Here is an 18,999-nt window from a genome sequence, read left to right as displayed (position 1 = left end):
CCCCCCGGCGCCCCCCCCCGGGCGCCCCCCCCCCCCCCGGCCCCCCCCCCGGCGCTACCGAGGGTGTTTCCGGCGAACGGCGGCCGTCATGTTGCTCTGCATATCGCCCCCATCGCGCACTCCGGCGACAATACGGCTCTCGCCGTTCCCGTTCCCGCATTCGAGTGACTGATGAGCGCCTCTTTCGTTTCGCCTGATGTGATCCGCCGCCTGTTCGCCCAGGCCATGTCCCGCATGTACCGCACCGAAGTGCCGCTGTACGGCACGCTGGTGGAACTGGTGGAGCGGATCAACGCGGAGGTGCTTGCGCAGGACCCGGCGCTGGCCGCGCAGCTGCAGCGCAACGACGAGCGCGCACGCCTGGACGAAGAGCGCCACGGCGCCATCCGCGTCGGCACCCCGCAGGAACTGGCCACGCTGCGCCGCCTGTTCGCGGTGATGGGCATGTTCCCGGTGGCCTACTACGATCTGTCGGTGGCCGGCGTGCCGGTGCATTCCACCGCGTTCCGCCCGCTCACCGGCGCGGCCCTGGCGCAGAACCCGTTCCGCGTGTTCACCTCGCTGCTGCGCCTGGAGCTGATCGAAGACGAAGCGCTGCGCGCCGAGTCCGCACGCATCCTTGAACGCCGCCGCATCTTCACCGAGGGCGCGCTGGCGCTGATCGACCAGGCCGAGCGTGACGGCGGCCTGTCGCAGGCCGACGCCGAGCGCTTCGTTGCCGAAGCACTGGAAACCTTCCGCTGGCACGGCGATGCCACCGTCGACCTGCCCACCTACCACGCGCTGCACGATGCGCACCGGCTGGTGGCCGACGTGGTCAGCTTCCGCGGCCCGCACATCAACCATCTCACCCCGCGCACGCTGGATATCGATGCCGCGCAGGCCGCGATGATCGAGCACGGCATGGCCGCCAAGGCGGTGATCGAAGGCCCGCCGCGCCGCGCCTGCCCGATCCTGCTGCGGCAGACCAGCTTCAAGGCGCTGGAAGAAGCCGTGCATTTCCCCGGTGGCGAGGGAGGCGATGCCGGCACGCATACCGCGCGCTTCGGCGAGATCGAGCAGCGTGGCCTGGCGTTGACCCCGAAGGGGCGTGCGCTGTACGACCAGCTGCTGGCGCAGGCGCGCGATGCCGGTGGCGCCGGCAGTACCGGTGGTGACTATGGCCAGCGCCTGCAGGCGGTCTTCGCCAGTTTCCCCGATGACCACGACACCCTGCGCCAGGAAGGGCTGGGCTACTACCGTTACCAGCTGACCGACGCCGGCCGCGCCGCGCCGGAGCGCGTGGCCGATCTGCCGGCCGAAGTGCTGGTGGCCGCCGGCCTGGCCACGGCCGACCCGATCGTCTACGAGGATTTCCTGCCGGTCAGCGCCGCGGGCATCTTCCAGTCGAACCTGGGTGGCGAAGAACAACGCGCGTATGCCGCGCATGCCAACCGCGAAGCGTTCGAGCAGGCGATGGGCGTGGCGGTGAACGACGAGTTCGAGATCTACGAGCGGCTGCAGGCGGAGTCGCTGGCGGCGCTGCGCGGGTGATGCGGTGCATCCGCCGGGCATGGCCCGGCGCTACCAGGGGTGATGCGGCGGTAGCGCCGGGCCGCGGGCCCCCCCCCCCGCCGGCCCCGCCGCCGCCCCCCCCCCCCCGGCGAACCGATGGCGCTCAGCCCTTCATGGTGCCGGTATCCAGCCAACGCTGGTGCCACGACAGTGCTTCCGGCAGCAGGTGCGGGGTGTGCTTGCCGTAGCTTTCGCGGCTGGCACGGTCGAAGTAATCCTGCAGCTGCGGGCGGAAATCCGGGTGTGCGCAGTTGTCGATCAGCACCTGCGCGCGCTTGCGCGGGGTCAGGCCACGCAGGTCGGCCAGGCCCTGTTCGGTCACGATCACCGACACGTCGTGCTCGGTGTGGTCGACATGGCTCACCATCGGGGTGATCGCCGAGATCGTGCCGTTTTTCGCCGTGGACGGGCTCAGGAACGCCGACAGGAAACCGTTGCGCGCGAAGTCACCCGAACCGCCGATGCCGTTCATGATCCGCGTGCCCATCACGTGCGTCGAATTGACGTTGCCGTAGATGTCCACTTCGATCATGCCGTTCATGCCGATGCAGCCCAGGCGGCGCACCAGTTCCGGGTGGTTGGAGATTTCCTGCGTGCGCATGATGATGCGCTCGCGATAGAAATCGATGTGCTCCTTGAACGTCTCGTTGGCCTGCGGGCTCAGCGCGAAGCCGGTGCACGAGGCATAGCTCAGCACGCCGTCGCGCAGCAGATCGAGCATGCCGTCCTGGATCACCTCGGTGAACGCGGCCAGATCGCGGAAACCACTCTTGGCCAGGCCGGCCAGCACCGCGTTGGGAATATTGCCCACGCCCGACTGCAGCGGCAGCAGGTTCGGCGGCAGGCGGCCCTTCTTCACTTCGTGCTGCAGGAACTCGATCAGGTGCGAAGCGATCTGCTCGCTGGTCGCATCGATCGGGCTGAACGGGCTGTTGCGGTCCGGGCCATTGGTGCGCACCACGGCCACGATCTTGTCCGGGTCGCAGCGCAGCGCGGTATCGCCGATGCGGTCGTTGGCGTTCACCAGCGGAATCGGCTTGCGGTGCGGCGGCAGCGCGGTGCCGTAGTAGATGTCATGCATGCCGTCGACGCCGGCCGGCTGCCACTCGTTGACCTCGACGATGACCTTCTTGGCCAGGTCCAGCCAGGTCTTGTTGTTGCCCACCGAGGTGGAGGGCACCAGCGAGCCGTCCTCGCGGATGGCCGACACTTCGATCACCGCGGTGTCGATCTCGCCGTAGAAGCCGAACCAGACGTGCTGGGCGACGTGGCTGAGGTGGATGTCGATGTAATCCAGCTTGCCCTCGTTGATGCGGTTGCGCGCATCCGGGTCGCTCTGGAAGGGCATGCGCATGGCGATGCCATCGGCCTTGGCCAGCGCGCCGTCCAGTTCCGGTGCGGTCGAGGCGCCGGTCATCAGCTTGATCTGGAAGGGCAGGCCCTGGGCGTGCACCGTCTCGATGCGGCGGGCAAGTTCGACGGGGACGGCCTTGGGGTAGCCGGAGCCGGTGAAGCCGCTCATGGCGACGGTTTCACCGGGCTGGATCAGCGCGGCTGCGGCCTCGGCGGAGACCACGCGGTCACGGAGACGCGCGTTGGCGATGCGATCAACAGACATGACGACACGTGTTTCAGGGGGGAAGCCCGATTATCGGCCATCCCCCGCCGTACGGGGCGTTCTACCTTCGTGGAATGGCTTTTCCAGTCTGCGGGCTACCATACCCACCAGTTCTGTTTTGCAGTGCAGCGTGCAATGTCCTTCCGCATTCCGCAGGATGGCCCTGCATCCCGACGTGGGGGAGGGAGCAGAGCCCGCTGGCAGTTCGCTGCAAGCGGGCTTTTTTATTGCCTGACGCCCAAGCTGAATAGGCAGGATGCCATTGCCGGTAGAGTCGAGCTTGCTCGACTGCTCTGCAACGGCCAGTCGAGCAAGCTCGACTCTATGCGCAGCCCTGCCGGCCAGCGGCCGGCACTACCGGGTCCGTCGCGCCCCGGCCGGGTCGATACAATCGACCCATGACCCTCGCCCCCGCCGAACTGCCCGCCACCCTGCAGCCCCTGGTCGACCGCGCGCTGGCGCGCCTGGCCCATGTCCTGCCCGAGCCCATCCCCGCCGCGCTGCAGGCACCGCTGGCGCGACTGGCGGTGGCCAGCGATTTCGCCCTGGACACCCTCGTGCGCCAGCCGGCGCTGCTGGCCTACCTGGCCCAGCCCGGCTGCCCGCCGCTGCCGGCGCCGGTGCTCGACCCGCAGCAGCCCAGCGACTGGCAGGCGCAGCTGCGGCGCTGGCGTACGGCCATGTCCACCCGCCTGGTCTGGCGCGATCTGGCCGGCCTGGATGACGTGCCGCAGACCCTGGCCGGCGCCACCACCCTCGCCGAGGATTGCCTGCGCCTGGCGCTGGACGCCCTGCAGCAGGAATTCGCCCAGCGCCACGGCGTCATCCGCGATGACGACGGCCAGCCGATGCAGCTGGTGGTGTTCGGCCTGGGCAAGCTGGGCGGTGGCGAGCTCAACTTCAGTTCCGATATCGACCTGGTCTACGCCTACGCGCAGGGCGGCGAATCCGATGGCCCGCGCCCGCTGGCCGCCGAGGAGTACTTCGCCCGCCTCGGCCAGCGCCTGGCCAAGCTGCTGGACGACACCACCGTCGATGGCTTCAGCCACCGCGTCGACCTGCGCCTGCGCCCGTTCGGCAGCGCCGGGCGCGTCGCGCTGTCGTTCGCGGCGATGGACCAGTACTTCCAGCGCGAGGGTCGCGACTGGGAACGCTATGCCTGGCTGAAGGCGCGCGCGGTGGCGGGTGACATCGCCGCCGGTGAAGCGTGGCTGCAGACGCTGCGCCCGTTCGTCTACCGCCGCTATCTGGATTTCACCGCACTCGATGGCCTGCGCGAGATGAAGGCGGCGATCACCGCCGAAGTCGCGCGCCGCGAGCTGCACGAAGACATCAAGCGCGGCGCCGGTGGCATCCGCGAAATCGAATTCCTGTGCCAGGCCCTGCAGCTGATCCGCGCCGGGCGTGAACCGGTGCTGCGCGAGCGCCGCCTGCTGGTCGCCCTGCAAGCGCTGGTCAACGCCGGCCAGATCGCGCCGGACGATGGTGCCGCGCTGCGCGAGGCCTACCTGTTCCTGCGCCGCCTGGAAAACCGCCTGCAGATGCTGCGCGATGCACAGACCCATGTGCTGCCCAGCGACCCGCTGGATCGCCAGCGCATCGCCCTCGGCCTGGGCTACACCGACTGGGATGCGCTGCGCGCCGCACTGAGCGTGCAGCAGCAGCGCGTCAGCACCGAATTCGCCGCGCTGCTGGCACCGCGCAAGGGCCAAGCCGCACCCGATGCGCTGGCCAGCTACTGGCGCAGCCTGCCCGAAGGCAGCAATGCCGAACTGCTGGCCGAAGCCGGTTTCCTCGATGCCAGCGGCGCCGACCAGTCGCTGCGCGATTTCGCCCAGAGCACCGGCGTGAAGTCGCTGTCCGATGCCGCACGCGCGCGCCTGGACCGCGTGCTGCCGGCGCTGCTGCACGCGGCCACGCGTTCGCCGCAGCCGGATGCCGCGCTCAAGCGCGTGCTCGGCCTGCTGCAGGCGGTGCTGCGTCGAACGAGTTACCTGGCGCTGCTGGACGAACAACCCAGCGCCCTGGCGCGGCTGGTGGACGTGCTGGCACGCAGCGCGCTGCTGGCCGAGCGCCTGGCCGCGTACCCGCTGCTGCTGGACGAACTGCTGGACGTGCGCGTGTCCGGGCCGATGCCCGCGTTCGACGGCATGCTGGCCGAATGCCAGCAGGTGCTGCCGGTGGAAGATCCCGAATCGCAGCTGCGCTGGCTCAATGAAACGCGGCTTGCCCTCAGCTTCCGCATGGCGATGGCCACGCTGGATGGCCGCCAGGGTGCGGTGGACAGTACCCGCCAGCTGGCCGAGCTGGCACAGGCGGTGGTCATCACCGTGCTGAAGCTGGCGGAGGCGGACATGCACGCCGCGCATGGCAACGTGCCCGGCGGTCGCTTCGCCATCATCGGCTACGGCAGCCTGGGTGGGCTGGAGCTGGGCTTCGGTTCTGATCTGGATCTGGTGTTCCTGCACGACCATCCCGCCGGCGTGGAAGCCAGCGACGGCGCTCGCCCGCTGGAACCGGGCCGCTGGTACGCGCGCCTGGCGCAGAAGGTGATGGCCCTGCTGGGCGCAGTCACCGCCGCCGGACGCCTGTACGACATCGACGTGCGCCTGCGCCCGGATGGCGGCAAGGGCACGCTGGTGTCCTCGCTGGCCAGCTACACCGAGTACCAGCGCGAACGCGCCTGGACCTGGGAACACCAGGCCTTGGTGCGCGCACGCGGCGTGGCCGGCGATGCCAGCCTGCTGGCCGATTTCGAACAGGTGCGCGCGCAGACCCTGGGCCGCGAACGCGACCACGCCACGCTGTATGCCGACGTGCTGAAGATGCGTGGGCGCATGCGCACCGAACTGGACCGAAGCGATGCCGCGCGGCTGGACCTGAAGCAGGGCGCCGGTGGCGTGGTCGATCTGGAGTTCCTGCTGCAGACCGGCGTGCTGGCACGCAGCGCGCAGGTACCGGCGCTGCTGGAACCGCGCGACACGCCGTCGTTGATCGACGCGCTGGCGGTCGCGGGGTTCCTGCCGGAGGCCACTGCGCGCGCGCTGCATGGTGCACACGCCACGCTGCTGGATGTGGGCCTGGCCTGCACGCTGGACCGCCGCCCGCGGTTGGCACCGACGACCCCGGCGATTGAAGAAGCGTGTGCCGCGATCAGTGCCGCGTGTGTGGCGGCAGAGCTGCCGTTTGCCTGACCCGCTTTGGTTAGGTGCCGACCTTTGGTCGGCACCCACCGGAGAGGCAGGTCGGCGTCGGCCCGGCAAGGGCTCGCCGTTGGTAGGTGCCGACCGTTGGTCGGCACAGTCTGTCAGCCGCGATGAACGCTGAAGGAGCGTGCCGACCAACGGTCGGCACCCACCAGAGCGGTGGGTCGGCACCCACCGAAGATGTGGCTTGGCGTCGGCCCGGCAAAGGCCCGCAGTTGGTAGGTGCCGACCGTTGGTCGGCACAACCTGTCAGCCGCGATGCACCCTGAAGGAGCGTGCCGACCAACGGTCGGCACCCACCAGAGAGGTGGGTCGGCACCTACCGGGCGACCGGCGCCATCTTCCACAGCAACGCGCGGAACGGGGCCAGCAGGCACACGCCGATGGCCAGCTTCACCGCAAGGTCGCCTGCGGCCCAGCTCACCCATGGCAATGCAGAACCGGCGAAGGCGATCGACCAGAAGATGGTCGTATCCACCGTCGCGCTGCAGGTGGTGGCCACCATCGGTGCACGCCACCAGCTGCCGCGGCGCAGGCGGTCGAACACGGTGATGTCCAGCAGCTGGGCCACGATGAACGCCGAGCACGAGGCAATGGCGATGCGCGGGGTCGCCACCCACACCGAAAGGACCACCGCCACCAGGAAACCGATCCACGCCACGCGGCGGGCCGGGCCCGGGCCGAAGCGGCGGTTGATCAGGTTGCTCACCAGGAACGCCACCGGGTAGCTGAAGGCACCCCAGGTCAGCCAGTCGTTGATGGGGTACTGCACCAGCACGTTGGACAGCAGCACCACCGCACCCATGGCCAGCACTGCCAGCACGAGCGCGCGCGGGGTCAGCGGGGCAAACACAGGGTCAGGACGCACGGACATGGCGAGCCAGGGGAGGACGAGGGAATCGCCCATTATCCGCCCGGTGGCCGGCAAAGCCAAAACCGCCGGTAACCTGGTAGCGCCGGGCCATGCCCGGCGGTTCGCGGTAAAGGGCCGCCGGGCGTGGCCCGGCGCTACCCCAGCGACAGGCGCGCGTGCATTTCCGCCGCCACCCGCGCGGTTTCGCGCAGCGGCTCGATGCGGTCGTGCTGCCAGTCCAGCCAGCGCGTCTGCAGGCGGCCGCGCTCGTGCAGCTGGCGCTGGAAGCGGGCCAGCCGTCCCTGCGCGGTGTCGGCCAGGGCCACCATCACCGGCAGGCGCGTGGCGCTGGCTTCAGAGAGCAGGTTCACCGAATCGGGCGATACCACCACCCGGTTGGCCCAGCCCAGCAGGCCGGCATAGGGGTTCACGCCGTCGCCGCCATCGCCCCAGATCACGTGCGGCAGGTGCGCGAACGTCGCACGCAGGATCTCGGCCAGTGCCGGCGGCGTGCGTCGCGAAGTCGTGGCCAGCAGGCTGCCGCCTTCGCTTTGGATCTGCTCGGCCAGCGCAGTGAATACCGCCACCATCGCCGTCTCGTCCCACGGTGCCAGCGGCGTCGGTCCGCCTACCAGCAGCGCGGTGCGCGGGCCGGGCAGGGCACCGAAGTCGGCGAATGCGGCGCGGCCCAGCGTCAGCCAGTCATCGTCCACCGGGTTCAAGCTGCCGATCAGCGTGAGGACGTTGCTGCCACGCAGGGCATCGTGCTCGGGCACCACCACCAGATCCCAATGGCGGGACGACAGGCGCGGGTCGAGGATCTGCACCGTGCGGCTGCCACGGGCACGCAGCACGCGCAGCGCACCGGCGGCCTGGCGGCCACAGCCGATCGCCAGCGCAGGGGCCTGCGCGGCCAGCTCGGCGAAGTCGGGGCCGTAGCCGTTCACATCACCGGGCAGGCGGCGCGGCGACAGCCAGCGCCAGGGCGCACGGGGCTGCAGGACCAGCGGGCGATGGGTGCCCTGGCGCAGCGCCGAGGACAGCGCGACTGCCTGGCGGACATTGCCGGCACGGCCGTCAGTGACCGTCCACGGCGCGCTCGATCGTTTCACCATTGGCATTAATTCGTTTCAGCCCTGCTGGGTGTTGCAACAGTCGCGACACTCTACACTCCTGATCGTCCTTTCGCCCCGCGTCGCCCGCGGGCACTGACTCCCTTTTGCTGCCCTGGAGATCCACCGATGTCCCACGCGCTCGACGCTGCTGCACTGGACCAGTTGTTCCGCACTGCCCGTACCCAGAACGCCTTCCTCGACAAGCCGGTGGAAGACGCCCAGCTGCACGCCCTGTACGAGCTGGTGAAGTGGGGCCCGACCGCCGCCAATGGCAGCCCGGCGCGCTTCGTGTTCGTGAAGTCGGCCGAAGCCAAGGCCAAGCTGGCCCCGGCGCTGTCTGAAGGCAACCACGACAAGACCCTGGCCGCACCGGTCACCGTCATTGTCGCCTTCGACCAGGACTTCCACGAAAAGCTGCCGTACCTGTTCCCGCACACCGATGCCAAGGCCTGGTTCGACGGCCCGCGTGAAGGCCGCCACGAAGGCGCGTTCCGCAATGGCAGCCTGCAGGGCGCCTACCTGATCCTGGCCGCACGCGCGCTGGGCCTGGATGCCGGCCCGATGTCCGGCTTCGACAATGCCAAGGTCGACGAAGCCTTCTTCGCCGGCACCAACATCAAGTCGAACTTCCTGGTCAACCTGGGTTACGGTGACCCCTCGGGCCTGTTCCCCCGTCTGCCGCGCCTGTCGTTCGACGAAGCGGCGCGCATCGCGTAAGTCGCTGTATCGGTTTCGGGCCGTCACCTTGGCGGCCCCCGTTGTACCCACCCTACGATTCCGGAGAGTTCCTCAGATGAGCGCCACCCGTAAACTGCTGCTGCCGCTGGCCCTGACCCTGGCCATCGCCGCCTGCTCCAAGCCGGCCGACACCGCTGCCCCGGCTGCCGATGCCGCCGCCCCGGCCACCACCGAGCAGGCTGCCACCCCGGCCGCTGACGCCGCTGCTGCCGCCCCGGCCGCCGAAGCGATCCAGATCGCCTCGGGCACCTACAAGCTCGACCCGAGCCACACCGACGTGCTGGCCCAGTGGAGCCACTTCGGCTTCTCGCACCCGAGCGCGCACTTCGGCAACGCCGAAGGCACCCTGGTGTACGACGCCGCCGACGTGACCAAGTCCACCGTGGAAGTGAAGCTGCCGCTGAGCGGCCTGAACAGCTTCACCGCCAAGTTCGACGAACACCTGAAGAGCGCCGATTTCTTCGACGCCGCCAAGTTTGCCGATGCCACCTTCAAGAGCACCAAGGTTGAAGCCGCCGGCACCAACAAGCTGACCGTCACCGGCGACCTGACCATCAAGGGCATCACCAAGCCGGTCACCCTGGACGTCACCATCAACGGCGGCGGCGAGCACCCGATGGCCAAGGTTCCGGCCGCTGGCTTCGATGCGACCACCACCCTGAAGCGCAGCGATTTCGGCGTCGGCGCCTACGCCCCGAACGTCAGCGATGAAGTGAACATCCGCATCACCACCGAAGCCACCGGCGAAAAGCCGGCAGCTTGATGTAACCCGCTCACTCGTCGTGAGAAGGCAGAAGGCCCGCTGAAAAGCGGGCCTTCTTTTTTGGGGCGGGGCGGGGACCGTGCGGGAACCCGCTTTCGCTGGGCCTGCGCGCGAACCCGCTTTCGGTTGGGCCTACGCGGGAACCCGCTTTCGGTAGAGTCGACTGTTAGTCGACTGCTCTTGGCGGAGACGCAAAACCCCGCGCTGCGCGCGATAGTCGACTAACAGTCGACTCTACCCCGTCGTTGTTTTCCCGAACGCCGTCGTCGTTCGTCCCAGCGCCGCCGTTGTATTCCCGAACGACGTCGTCGTTCGTCCCAACGCCGTTGTTGTTTTCCCGAACGCCGTCGTCGTTTTTCGAATCCCAGCGGTTTCAGCGCTGCGCGATCAACCACGCGGCGCAGGCTTCGCTCGGGCTCTGCTTGGCCTTCACGGTCATGCCGCTCACGCGCACAAACGTCTGTGCGGCCTGGGCCACCACGTTGCGGGCGATCAGCGCGGCCTGCTTGGTGGCGGCCTGCTGCTTGCGCAGCTGCACGATATGCACCGACGGACGGCCCACCGGGGCGTACTTCTGGTCGCGGCGCAGGATGTCGGCCACCTGGGCCACTTCGAACTCGGCCTGCAGATAGCGGTGCTCGGCCTCCAGCAGCTCGCGCAGCGGTGCGCGTGCAGCGGCCGGGTCGGCGAAGGCGGCCAGGGCGGTATCGCAGGCCGCGTCATCGGCGAAACGGGTGCGCAGCTTGTCGATGCCGGCCAGGGTCAGTTTGCCCATGGAGGGCCTCACAGGTGCGGGAAAGGAGCGCGATTGTGGCAGAAGTCGTGGCACGACCGGGGTCGGATCCCTTTTCCCGCAGGGAAAAGGGCTCTGACCCCATAGCCCACCGAAGTTCGGGGTCAGAGCCCTTTCCTGCGGAAAGGGATCCGACCCCGCTGGCGCTTCAATCGCCGTCGGCTTCGTCCGGGTGGGCCTTCCAGTAACCGGTCGAGCGGATCCAGTCGCGCGGCACGCCCAGGTGGCCTTCGATGAACTTGCGCATCATCCGCGCGCGGCGCGATTCGGTGGCGATCCAGTAGAAGGTGTCGCCGTCCGGGGCCTCGAAGTCGGTCAGCATGTCTTCCAGCAGCGTGCTGCTGGCCGCCGGGAAGCCGTTGCGCTCCAGCCAGTGGATGCGCACGTTCTCGTACTGCGGCAGGTCCTGGCGCTCATCCTCGTCGCTCACTTCGATATACGCCTGCACCTGCGCACCATCGGGCAGCACGTCCAGCCAGCGGGCGATGGCCGGCAGCGCGGTTTCATCGCCAATCAGCACGTAGGCGTCGTAGTCGCCGGCCACCACGAACGAGCCGCGCGGGCCGCCGATGGACAACGGGTCGCCCGGCTGCGCACGCTCGGCCCACGGCCCGGCAATGCCCTGGTCGTGCAGCACGAAGTCGATGGCCAGCTCGCCGGCCTCGTGGTCCCACCAGCGCGGGGTGTAATCGCGCGCCACCGAGTGCTCCTTGCCCTCGGGGTAGCGCGGGCCTTCGGCGGTCATCACCGGCAGCACCATCTCGCCGCTGCTGTTGGGGAAGAACAGCTTGATGTGATCGTCCGGGCCGGGCGAATCGAAGCCGGCCAGGTCGGCGCCGCCCAGCACCACGCGGCGCATGTGCGGGGTCACGGTCTCGGTGCGCAGCACGGTCAGGTGGCGGAAGCGCACATCCAGGCGCAGGCGCGAATTTTCATGTTGGGTCATTGCAGTACCTGTGCAGGTAAGCGCGCGGCATCGCGCGCGTGGAAGGGGTAAACGACCTGGCGGGATTCACTCTGGCTCGGTCGGGGTAACGCGGTAGGGCGCATCGGCCAACGCACCGTTCAGCAGCGCCGAGGCGCGCGACAGCTGTTCGGCCACCGCTTCGGCCTCGCCCTCGCTCCAGCGGCCGTGGTGGCGCACCAGCGCCTGCTTGAACTCGCGCAGCGCGGTTGCCAGCGGCGGCGGCAGCGAGGCCTTGGTGATCTCGCGGGCACGGTCGAAGGCGCGGCGCTGGGCCAGCCGCACCTGGGTGCGCTGCACCTTCAGCTCGAACTCGCCGGCCGCAGTGATGCGGAACACCCGGCGGCCGTCCTCTTCTTCCGATTCCACCCAGCCGGCCTGCTCGAAGCTGGCCAGCAGCGGGTACATCGTGCCGGCGCTGGGTGTGTAGGCCTGCATGAACAAGCCACTGATGTGCTGGATCAGCTCGTAGCCGTGGCGCGGCTGTTCGCCGATCAGCGCCAGCACCAGCAGGCGCAGGTCGCCCCGGCTCAGCACGCGCGGCTGGCCGTTGCGGCGGGGGACGGCGGGCGCATCGTCTTCCTTGCGCGCCTTGGCAGTAGTGGTCCGGGCCATTTCGATATATCGGTAGCGAGTTTGCAAACGATATATCGATAAGCCGCACCGGACAAGTAAGGTTTCGGCCATACCGATGTGCGGATCGGGCCACGGGGCCAGGCAGGGCAAGGGGTTGGGGCAGGCCGTGCGCGCGCTGCAGGCCACCATTGCGTGGCCCGGCATCCGTGCCAGGCCACGCAACAGCAACCGCAGGTGCCCCGGTGGCCGGGGCGGGCAGACAGCGCGGTAAACCGCGGGAAGGGGCCTGCTCGCGGCCACGGTGCGTGGCGGGCGCGGCAGGGTCCAGAGCCATACGCGACGGGTTGTCAGAGGTTCAGCCGCGCACCGTAAGACAAGCCTTACAGGGGCGCGCGCTGCCCCACTACGGTCATCCGTGGCGGTAACACTGCGTCCTGCACGTGGACGCAGCGGCCCGGAAACGACAGCCGGCGCAGGCCGATACGGCGGAAAAAACAGAGGCTTGCAGCCGCTTGTCCCGCCCCCCGCTGGCCCGGGACAGGCCTTGCGGACACTGGCCACCTGCATCCATACGGCAGCGTAGCCAAACGACGAAAGCCCTTGGTGCGCTACACTTTGCGGTCTAGATATCTATACAACAGTCGCGCGCGTGCGTGCGGTAATGGGAGCGCTAATGAACTGGTTGAACGAAGTGCTGAACAACGACACCAATCCTGTGGAAACCCAGGAGTGGATCGAGTCGTTGAAGGCCGTCATTGATGTCGAGGGCCCCGAGCGCGCGCATCAGCTGCTGGAAGGCATGGTGGAACTGACCCGTCGTTCGGGTGCGTACCTGCCGTTCTCGCCCACTACCGAATACGTCAACACCATCGATCCGCAGCTGGAGGCCAAGAGTCCGGGCAACGCGGAACTGGAATGGCGCATCCGTTCGATCATCCGTTGGAACGCGATGGCGACCGTCGTGCGTGCCAACCGCAAGCCGGGCGACCTGGGCGGCCACATCGCCTCCTTCGCCTCCGGTGCCACCCTGTACGACGTGGGCTTCAACCACTTCTGGCGCGCCCCGAGCGACAGCCATCCGGGCGACCTGCTGTTCATCCAGGGCCACAGCGCCCCGGGCATCTACGCGCGCGCCTTCCTGGAAGGCCGCATCAATGAAGAACAGCTCGACAAGTTCCGCATGGAAGTCGACGGCGGTGGCCTGTCGTCCTACCCGCACCCGTGGCTGATGCCGGACTTCTGGCAGACCCCCACCGTGTCGATGGGCCTGGGCCCGCTGGCCGCCATCTACCAGGCGCAGTTCATGCGCTACCTGGAAAACCGTGGCCTGATCGAGAAGTCCGACCGCAAGGTGTGGTGCTTCATCGGCGACGGCGAGAGCGACGAGCCGGAAACCCTGGGTGCCATCGCCCTGGCCGGCCGTGAAGGCCTGGACAACCTGATCTTCGTGGTGAACTGCAACCTGCAGCGCCTGGACGGTCCGGTGCGCGGCAACGGCAAGATCATCCAGGAACTGGAAGGCGTCTTCCGTGGCGGCGGCTGGAATGTCATCAAGCTGCTGTGGGGCGGTTACTGGGATGCCCTGCTGGCCAAGGACACCAATGGCGTCCTGAAGAAGCTGATGATGGAAACCGTCGACGGCGAATACCAGAACTGCAAGGCCTTCGGCGGCGCGTATACCCGCGAGCATTTCTTCGGCAAGTACCCGGAAACCGCTGCGATGGTCGCCGGCCTGTCCGACGACGACATCTGGCGCCTGAACCGTGGTGGCCACGACCCGCACAAGGTGTACGCCGCCTACCACCAGGCCGTGAACACCAAGGGCATGCCGACCGTCATCCTGGCCAAGACCGTGAAGGGTTACGGCATGGGCAGCGCCGGTGAGGCACTGAACCCGACCCACCAGACCAAGAAGCTGGACGACGAAGCGGTGCGCCACTTCCGCGACCGCTTCAACATTCCGGTGACCGACGCGCAGCTGGCTGATGGCCAGGTGCCGTTCTACCACCCGGGCCCGGATTCGCCGGAAGTGCAGTACCTGCAGGAGCGCCGCAGCGCCCTGGGCGGTTACCTGCCGCAGCGCCGCCGCAAGGCCGACAAGAGCTTCAACGCACCGAAGCTGGAAACCTACGAGCGCCTGCTGAAGAGCAGCGGCGAGCGCAGCTATTCCACCACCATGGCCTTCGTGCAGAGCCTCAACATCACCCTGCGCGACAAGGAACTGGGCCCGCACATCGTGCCGATCGTGGCCGACGAAGCCCGTACCTTCGGCATGGAAGGCCTGTTCCGCCAGATCGGCATCTACGCGCCGTTCGGCCAGAAGTACAAGCCGGTCGACGCCGACCAGCTGATGTTCTACCGCGAAGACCAGAGCGGCCAGGTGCTGCAGCAGGGCATCAGCGAGCCGGGTGCCATCAGCTCGTGGATGGCTGCCGGTACCAGCTACTCGGTCAGCAACGTGCCGATGCTGCCGTTCTACATCTACTACTCGATGTTCGGCTTCCAGCGCGTGGGCGACATTGCCTGGCAGGCAGCGGACATGCGTACCCGCGGCTTCCTGCTGGGTGGCACCGCCGGCCGCACCACGCTGAACGGTGAAGGCCTGCAGCACGAAGATGGCTTCAGCCACCTGGTGGCCGGCAGCATCCCGAACGTGCGCAGCTACGACCCGACCTTCGGCTTCGAAGTGACGGTGATCCTGCAGCACGGCACCAAGGCCATGATGGAAGACCAGGTAGACGAGTACTACTACCTGACCCTGATGAACGAAAACTACACCCACCCGGAAATGCCGGAAGGTGCAGCCGAAGGCATCGTGAAGGGCATGTACCTGCTGACCGACGCCGGCAAGCCGAAGAAGGGCGAGCTGCGCGTGCAGCTGCTGGGTTCGGGCACCATCCTGCGTGAAGTGATTGCCGCCGCCGAGCTGCTGGACAAGGACTTCGGCGTGACCGCCGACATCTGGTCCTGCCCGAGCTTCAACGAGCTGCGCCGCGATGGCTTCGACGCCGAGCGTGCCAACCGCTTCCACCCGGAAGGCGACCAGCGCAAGGCCTACGTGACCGAGCTGCTGGAAGGCCGCCAGGGTCCGGCGATTGCCGCCACCGACTATGTGCGTGCGTATGCGGACCAGATCCGCGCGTTCGTGCCGATGTCGTATACCGTGCTGGGTACGGATGGCTTCGGTCGTTCGGATACCCGTGCGAACCTGCGTCGCTTCTTCGAAGTTGACCGGTACTACATCGCGCATGCCGCGATTGCGGCGCTGGCGAAGGACGGGAAGATGACTGGGAAGGATGTGGCCCGGGCGATCAAGCAGTACAAGATTGATCCGGAGAAGGCTAACCCTGTTGGGGTTTGATCTGACGGACTAGCGGAAGAAAGGGCGGCCAGTGGCCGCCCTTTTTTATTGAGTTCGGTTAAAGCATGCTTACACTGAGAGACGCGACGTAGTCCCAATGCATTGCCAATACCTAGGGAGAGATACATGGCAAAGGCGTTTGTTCATCTTTCAGACCTTCATTACACGGCCGGCAAGTCTGAAAGCTACGGTGTCGTACTAAGAGCCCTGTTTGACGATCTGGCACAAGTGCTCGGAGGAAACACCGCTGAAAGATATCTGATCCTCTCTGGTGATGTGGTGAAGGCGGGGTCTCTACGTGAGGACTACAATGAATTTAAAGGAATCGCGCTAGAGAATCTGGCGAGGATAGGTATCGAAAAAACGCGGATCATCTGCGTCCCCGGCAACCACGACGTCGACAGAGAGCTTCTTAAGTCATCGTTGATGGAGCATGAGGGGGTTGTTTCTCTGTGTAAGAGTGAGGATGTTTTCGTAGAGTACGTGAGAGGGAAGAAAGATTTCATAACCACCAAGTTCGGGAATTACCTAGGCTTCGAAGAGTCTTTTTCCAACTATGGCGTTGGCCCGGGCGCCCTAGGTCAGGGGCATGAATTGTCCAAGAGGCTGGGCGTATTCTGTCTAAACACCGCCTATTTCAGTGCGGGCGGGTCGCTAGGAATTTCAGGCTCAATAAACGACTTCGGGCGGCTTGTCGTCGATACACGCGGCCTCCATTCTTGGATTCAAAACTCGAAATTTGAAACAAGAATATTAGTCATGCACCATCCGCTCGAATGGCTATGTGATTGGAGCGCAAAGGAGGTCGGTGCGCTACTTGGAAAGGATATAGACCTTCTCATTACTGGGCATACTCACGAGCAGGACATATTCCTAAAATCCAATGGGGTCGGACAGCATGTTCACAGTTTGGCTCCTGCTCTGTTTACTAGAAAGTCAGAGTCGCTTGGGTACTCGATAATTCACCTTGACAATAGCGATAAGTTGGACAGGGTTGAGTATAGGCAGTGGGTGGCAAAGAGTCAGATATTCGTCTCTGGAACGTCACTTTCTTCCACCAATGATGGATTTGTGCGCTTTCATCTAAAGTCTGAAGCGCCCCAGTTCTCTGGGATTGAAAAGAGAGGGGCGACATCTTCCGATCTCTTAACTGAAAAAAGTACTTTAAAGGTTCTTCTTGAAAGATTTGAGAGATCAATTCAGCAATTTGACGGTCAGCCGCCGATATTTGTTGAGCCAATTCTAAGTGAATTCTCAGAGTCGATCGGCGCATCCTCGGAAAAGGTAAAGCCGACATTTGGGCTTGCGCATCTCCTCGATGGGCCATTCCCAATAGCGGTCAACGCTCCGCCACAGTTCGGCTTGACTTGCTTGGCGAGAAAGCTATGTCTTGAGTTTTGGCGTTGTCAGGGGAGGGTCTGGATCTACTTAGACGCTAATTCAGTGAGGCCCCACAGGAAGGCAATCGTGGAGGCTGTGCAGTCAGAACTAGATGCTCTCGGAGTTTCGATGGCATTGGTTCACGGCGTAGTAATAGATTCGGTGCGCAGTAGCGAGAAAGATTGCTCAAAATTGATCGAGAAGTTCTCTGAGCACTATCCTGTCATGGATCTAATAATAATGAGGTCCAATGATGGCTCAGGAGGTGCTGCGACTTCCGAAGTTGCTGGAAATGAAATTAGAGATGTATTCCTTTGGTCAATGGCCAGGTCATCCATAAGGAGTATGGTCTCTCAGTACAATGACATTAGACAGCTTGGAGATGAGGATGTAGTTACCGCGCGTCTAGCGCAGGATTTGGAGGCGATGAACATTCATCGAACTCCTTTGAACTGCGTCACCCTTCTCAAGGCTAGTGAGGTCCAACACGAAGATAGCCCTGTTAATCGGGCGGAGCTGATAAAACGCGTGCTGTTCGCAATCTTCAATTCGGATGGCGTGCCAACTTACAAAAGTCGACCGGATGTTAAAGATTGCGAATTTGTTTTAGGTTTCTTCTGTGAGCGGATAGTAAGGACAGCCAAGCTCGAGTTTAGGCGGGAGGAATTTAAGTCCTCGATAAGCAGTTTCTGCAATGAAAACCTTATTGATATTGACTCAGAGTGGGTTTTTGATGTTCTTGTTAGAAATAACATAATTGTCGCCACTGGATACTATTTTAAGTTTAAGTTCGTATACTGGGTTATGTACTTCGCGGCACAGAGGATGTGTCAGTCTGATGAATTTAAGGATTTTATATTCCAGGATCAGCGTTACTCGGCATATCCTGAGATAATTGAATTCTATACAGGAACAAATAGGTCGATGAATGACGCTATTAAAGTTCTTGGTCAGGATCTTCGTCGATCAATTGTAGAGTTTGATAGGAAAATCGCATTGCCTGATGGGTTTGATCTATTCAGTGCGGCTCAGTGGTCCCCATCGACGCACGCAATAGAGCAAATGAAGGCTGAGACTATCAATGGAGTTGAGCGTTCCAATCTTCCGGACTCTGTGAAGGATCAATACTCAGATCGTAGCTACGATCGAACAAAGCCATATGCGCAAGAGTTAGGGGAGCTGCTGGATGGCTACTCGTACAACAAAATGTTGCAGGCGATGCGTGCCGCGGCGAAGGCTCTTAGAAATAGTGATTACGTTGACACAAATCTTAAGAAGTCACTGCTGTCAGAAATTCTAGCGGTCTGGGAAAGAGTTGCTACCGTAATCTTGGTTTTGATACCGGTCCTTGCTAAGGACGGCGAAGCAGTGTTTGAGGATGTTCGATATGTGCTCGAAGGGAAGTACCCCGAAAATATTAGTGATAGATTCATGGCTGTTCTTCAGGTGATTCCATCGAACATTTCCGGCTACTATCAGGATGATTTGTTCTCAAGCAAGATGTCTCCCCTTATAACGAGAGAGATATCAAGTTCAAGGTCCAATTTGGCCAAGCATCTCCTGGTTCACGTAATTGTTAAAAATAGGCCTAGGGGATGGTCGGCAGTGGTTCGAGATTACATTGGATCACTCCCAAAAAATTCCTTCTATCTGCTCGATATCTATAAGGCGCTGAGAGGTCAGTATCGCTTTGGCTATCTTAGCTCCGCGGGCATCTCCGAAATGGAATCTTTGATACAGATGTGTGCGGTAAAGCATGTTACGGGCGCGAAAGAGCTTGGGACCAATAAGCTCAAAAGTCTCTCCGGGAAGGTGACAATGGTAGATGGCGATGTCGTTCCAAAGAGGATGGTTGATGAAAGTGGGAACTTGATCAGGGAGCTTGAGTCCTCGGAGTAGGTTCAGAATTATTCATCGCCAAGATTTGCGCGGACAGTGAGTGAAGTGTTTTTTGCGTTGGCGTCTCTCCGCGCATTTTTTGGCTAATTACTTAATCAATCATTTGATTTCTGCAGGGGGGCTGATTCAGTGGCCCGAAAGCGGGGCGGTGTTGAGGGTCAATTGCGGCAGTTCATGAC

General features: G+C 64.3%; 12 protein-coding genes. 6 read left to right on the top strand and 6 right to left on the bottom strand.

Annotated features, from left to right (window positions below):
- The first annotated feature begins 171 nt into the window (after positions 1-171).
- Entirely contained in the window at positions 172-1,533 is a 1,362-nt protein-coding gene (locus tag IAE56_RS10615; RefSeq protein WP_200752524.1) for a VOC family protein, read from the top strand.
- Positions 1,534-1,657: 124 nt separating this feature from the next.
- On the opposite strand, the gene IAE56_RS10610 is transcribed toward IAE56_RS10615, so the two are convergent.
- Complete coding sequence (locus tag IAE56_RS10610) at positions 1,658-3,172, bottom strand: acetyl-CoA hydrolase/transferase family protein (RefSeq protein ID WP_164075508.1); 1,515 nt, start codon at positions 3,170-3,172, stop codon at positions 1,658-1,660.
- Between the two features lie 398 nt (positions 3,173-3,570).
- Here IAE56_RS10610 and glnE point away from each other — a divergent pair, with 398 nt between their 5' ends.
- Positions 3,571-6,366 carry a bifunctional [glutamate--ammonia ligase]-adenylyl-L-tyrosine phosphorylase/[glutamate--ammonia-ligase] adenylyltransferase gene (gene glnE, locus IAE56_RS10605; RefSeq protein ID WP_200752523.1) on the top strand — a complete coding sequence of 932 codons (2,796 nt, stop codon included), beginning with the start codon at positions 3,571-3,573 and terminating at the stop codon, positions 6,364-6,366.
- A 331-nt stretch (positions 6,367-6,697) separates the two neighbouring features.
- On the opposite strand, the gene IAE56_RS10600 is transcribed toward glnE, so the two are convergent.
- Positions 6,698-7,252: a queuosine precursor transporter gene (locus IAE56_RS10600; protein WP_200752522.1), complete on the bottom strand. Its 555-nt coding sequence runs from the start codon at positions 7,250-7,252 to the stop codon at positions 6,698-6,700.
- Positions 7,253-7,386: 134 nt separating this feature from the next.
- Positions 7,387-8,346, bottom strand: a complete 960-nt coding sequence (locus tag IAE56_RS10595) for a mitochondrial fission ELM1 family protein (RefSeq protein ID WP_200752521.1) — start codon at positions 8,344-8,346, stop codon at positions 7,387-7,389.
- A gap of 126 nt (positions 8,347-8,472) precedes the next feature.
- Between IAE56_RS10595 and IAE56_RS10590 the strand changes: the two genes are divergently transcribed.
- Together IAE56_RS10590 and IAE56_RS10585 are read left to right on the top strand one after the other, a co-directional pair.
- A complete protein-coding gene (locus tag IAE56_RS10590) occupies positions 8,473-9,063 on the top strand; it encodes a malonic semialdehyde reductase (protein ID WP_108745798.1) in 591 nt (196 codons plus the stop codon).
- 76 nt (positions 9,064-9,139) lie between these two features.
- A complete protein-coding gene (locus IAE56_RS10585) occupies positions 9,140-9,847 on the top strand; it encodes a YceI family protein (protein ID WP_108767533.1) in 708 nt (235 codons plus the stop codon).
- 373 nt (positions 9,848-10,220) lie between these two features.
- On the opposite strand, the gene IAE56_RS10580 is transcribed toward IAE56_RS10585, so the two are convergent.
- The 3 genes from IAE56_RS10580 to IAE56_RS10570 form a co-directional block, all read right to left on the bottom strand.
- Entirely contained in the window at positions 10,221-10,622 is a 402-nt protein-coding gene (locus tag IAE56_RS10580) for a hypothetical protein (RefSeq protein WP_108767534.1), read from the bottom strand.
- 166 nt (positions 10,623-10,788) lie between these two features.
- A complete protein-coding gene (locus IAE56_RS10575) occupies positions 10,789-11,586 on the bottom strand; it encodes a siderophore-interacting protein (RefSeq protein WP_200752520.1) in 798 nt (265 codons plus the stop codon).
- Between the two features lie 66 nt (positions 11,587-11,652).
- Positions 11,653-12,219, bottom strand: a complete 567-nt coding sequence (locus tag IAE56_RS10570; protein WP_200752519.1) for a PadR family transcriptional regulator — start codon at positions 12,217-12,219, stop codon at positions 11,653-11,655.
- Between the two features lie 634 nt (positions 12,220-12,853).
- On the opposite strand from IAE56_RS10570, the gene aceE reads away from it, so the two are divergent.
- Both aceE and IAE56_RS10560 read left to right on the top strand, forming a co-directional pair.
- A complete protein-coding gene (gene aceE / locus IAE56_RS10565; RefSeq protein ID WP_200752518.1) occupies positions 12,854-15,541 on the top strand; it encodes a pyruvate dehydrogenase (acetyl-transferring), homodimeric type in 2,688 nt (895 codons plus the stop codon).
- A gap of 126 nt (positions 15,542-15,667) precedes the next feature.
- Complete coding sequence (locus tag IAE56_RS10560) at positions 15,668-18,820, top strand: metallophosphoesterase (protein WP_200752517.1); 3,153 nt, start codon at positions 15,668-15,670, stop codon at positions 18,818-18,820.
- The last annotated feature ends 179 nt before the right edge of the window (positions 18,821-18,999 follow it).

It is taken from the genome of Stenotrophomonas sp. S41 (assembly GCF_016624625.1).
GTDB lineage: Bacteria > Pseudomonadota > Gammaproteobacteria > Xanthomonadales > Xanthomonadaceae > Stenotrophomonas.
The sequence above is the reverse complement of the archived record's forward strand: the minus strand, read 5'-3'. Positions and strand labels throughout refer to the sequence as shown.